This window comes from Streptomyces sp. NPDC001832, from assembly GCF_040297265.1.
In the GTDB taxonomy this organism is placed as follows: Bacteria; Actinomycetota; Actinomycetes; order Streptomycetales; family Streptomycetaceae; genus Streptomyces.
In genome coordinates this window covers 1-2,428 of record NZ_JBEOYU010000090.1, presented here as the reverse complement: position 1 = coordinate 2,428, position 2,428 = coordinate 1, and the positions used below count along the sequence as shown (strand labels likewise).

The following is a 2,428-nucleotide window of genomic DNA, read 5'->3' as shown; positions in this document are numbered from 1 at the left end:
CCACCAACCGCTTGTCCCCCACCACGTCCTCACGCACCACCACAGCGACGCCACGGACCAGGCCGGTCGCCTGCAGCGCGTGCTCGATCTCGCCGAGTTCGATGCGCTGGCCGCGGATCTTGACCTGGTGGTCACGGCGGCCAAGGAACTCCAGCTGACCGTCCTCACGGCGGCGGACGAGGTCACCAGTGCGGTACATCCGGCGTCCCGGTTCCGGGGAGAACGGGTCGGCCACGAAGGTGCTCGCCGTACGCAGAGGGTCGCCGAGGTAGCCGCGGCCGACCACGACGCCGCCGACGTACAACTCGCCCACGACTCCGGACGGTGTCAGGCGGAGCGCGTCGTTGAGCACGTACAGCCGACTGCCGCGAACGGCGCGCCCGATGGGCGTGCGGTAGTCAGCGGGCAGGTCGGCCGCGTTGATCACGGCGTGCGTGACGTCGTCCGAACACTCCGTGGGGCCGTAGCAGTTGACGAGCGGGATGCGGGGGTAGCGGGCGCCCCAGTGGAAGCACAGCGCCGCCGGGAGTGACTCGCCGGTCACGGCGAGGCACTGGAGACGCAGCGCGGGCGGCGGCGCGCCGTCGTCCCACGCATCGACCGCTGCCTGCAGCAGGCTGGGCACGACCTGGAGGACATCGATGCCTTCGTCCGCGGCGAGCGCGAAAAGGCTGCTCGGGTCGCGCACGATCTCGTCGGGCACCGCCCGCACCGTACCGCCGAAGACGAGGGGCACGAACATCTGCCATACGGAGATGTCGAAGGTGAGGGGCGCGGTTGAGGCCACGGTGCGGGGGCCGTCGATACCGATGGCCTCGGCCTCGCACAGGAGGTTGTTCATCATGCCGCGCCGGTGGACCATCGCCCCCTTGGGGCGCCCTGTGGAGCCCGAGGTATAGATGACGTAGGCGAGGTCATCGGGGCCGCCCGCGATCGGAACAAGTCCGTCGAGCGGGTCGGCCGGAGCGTCGGCCGGCAGGACGCGCAGGGCCTGGTCGGTGTCCTCGGCGGCCAGTCGCCGTGCCGCTTCCAGGTGGGCCGCGTCCGCCAGAATCAGTGAGCAGCCGGCGTCGCGCAGCAGGCCGAGGGTGCGGGCAGGCGGCGCCTTGGGATCGACAGGCAGGTACACGCCGCCCGCCGTTGTGATCCCGAGGATCGCGGTGACGGCCTGTGCCCCCCGGTGGGCGAGGACGGCGACGACGGTCCCGACCTCTACGCCCGTCGAGGCTAGTGTGCGGGCGAGGCCACTGGCGCGTCCGACGAGTTCGCCGTAGCAGACCGGACCCCGGTCGTCGATCACTGCCGTGGCACCGGGGCATTCGGCCGCGTGCCGTCGCATCCGCTCCACGACGCCGGTCTCGATGGTCTCGTGGGCGGGCCGCGCCTCGTCAAGCAGGTCCCGCTCCTCGGCCGCGTCGAGCAGGCCGATGCTGCGTACGGAGTCCGAGGGCCGGGCAGCGACCGCAGCAAGGAGCCGCAGGGTCCACTCACCAAGCCGTTCGGCCGTCGCCCGGTCGAAGAGATCGGTGGCGTAGCTGAGGTGGCCGGTCAGACCGTGCTCGCGGCCCGCAGTGGGGGAGGCCTCGACGAAGTCCCACGAGAGGTCGAACTTGGCGGTCGGGGTGCCGAACACCTCGACGTAGGTGTCGAGCCCGGTGAGCCGCAGCTGCGGCGTGCCGGCCTCGTGCAGTTCGACGTTGACCTGGAAGACGGGGTGGCGCGAGCGAGTGCGGGTCGGGTTCAGCTCCTCGACGAGCCGCTCGAAGGGCAGGTCCTGGTGCGCGTAGGCGGCGAAGGAGAAGTCCCGGACCCGCTCGACGAGGTCGAGGAACGTCGGGTCGCCGGTCAGTTCGGCGCGCAGGACGAGGGTGTTGACGAAGAATCCGACCAGATCGTCGAGCGCCTCGTCGGTGCGGCCTGCGATGGAGGTGCCGAGCGGGATGTCGCTGCCCGCCCCGAGACGCGACAGAAGAGCCGCGACGGCGGCCTGCACCACCATGAACAGCGTCGCCTGCGACTGGCGGGCGATCTCGACGAGCCCCGAGTGGACCTCGGGGGAGACGGGGAAGCGGACGACGTCGCCACGGTTGCTGGCCGCGTGGGGTCGGGGCCGGTCGTAGGGCAGGGCCAGTTCCTCCGGCAGCCCCTCCAGCGCCTCGCGCCAGTACGCCAGCTGACGACTGACCACACTCTCCGGATCACTCTCGTCACCCAGCAACTCCCGCTGCCACAAGGTGTAGTCCGCATACTGCACCGGCAACGGCTCCCACCCGGGGATACCACCCGCCACCCGCGCGTTGTACGCCGCCTCCAGATCCCGCAGCAACGGCCCTATCGACCAGCCGTCACACACCGTGTGATGCATCACCAGCACCAGCACGTGCTCCCGCGCAGACACCCGCACCAACGAAGCCCGCACCAACAAATC

The 2,428-nt window shown here is 70.8% G+C and carries 1 protein-coding gene; it reads right to left on the bottom strand.

The window, feature by feature from the left end; all coding sequences use genetic code 11:
- Positions 1-2,398 (bottom strand): non-ribosomal peptide synthetase (locus ABT115_RS30755; protein WP_351796765.1); only part of this gene is annotated, 2,398 nt, incomplete at its 3' end.
- Positions 2,399-2,428 lie beyond the last annotated feature (30 nt).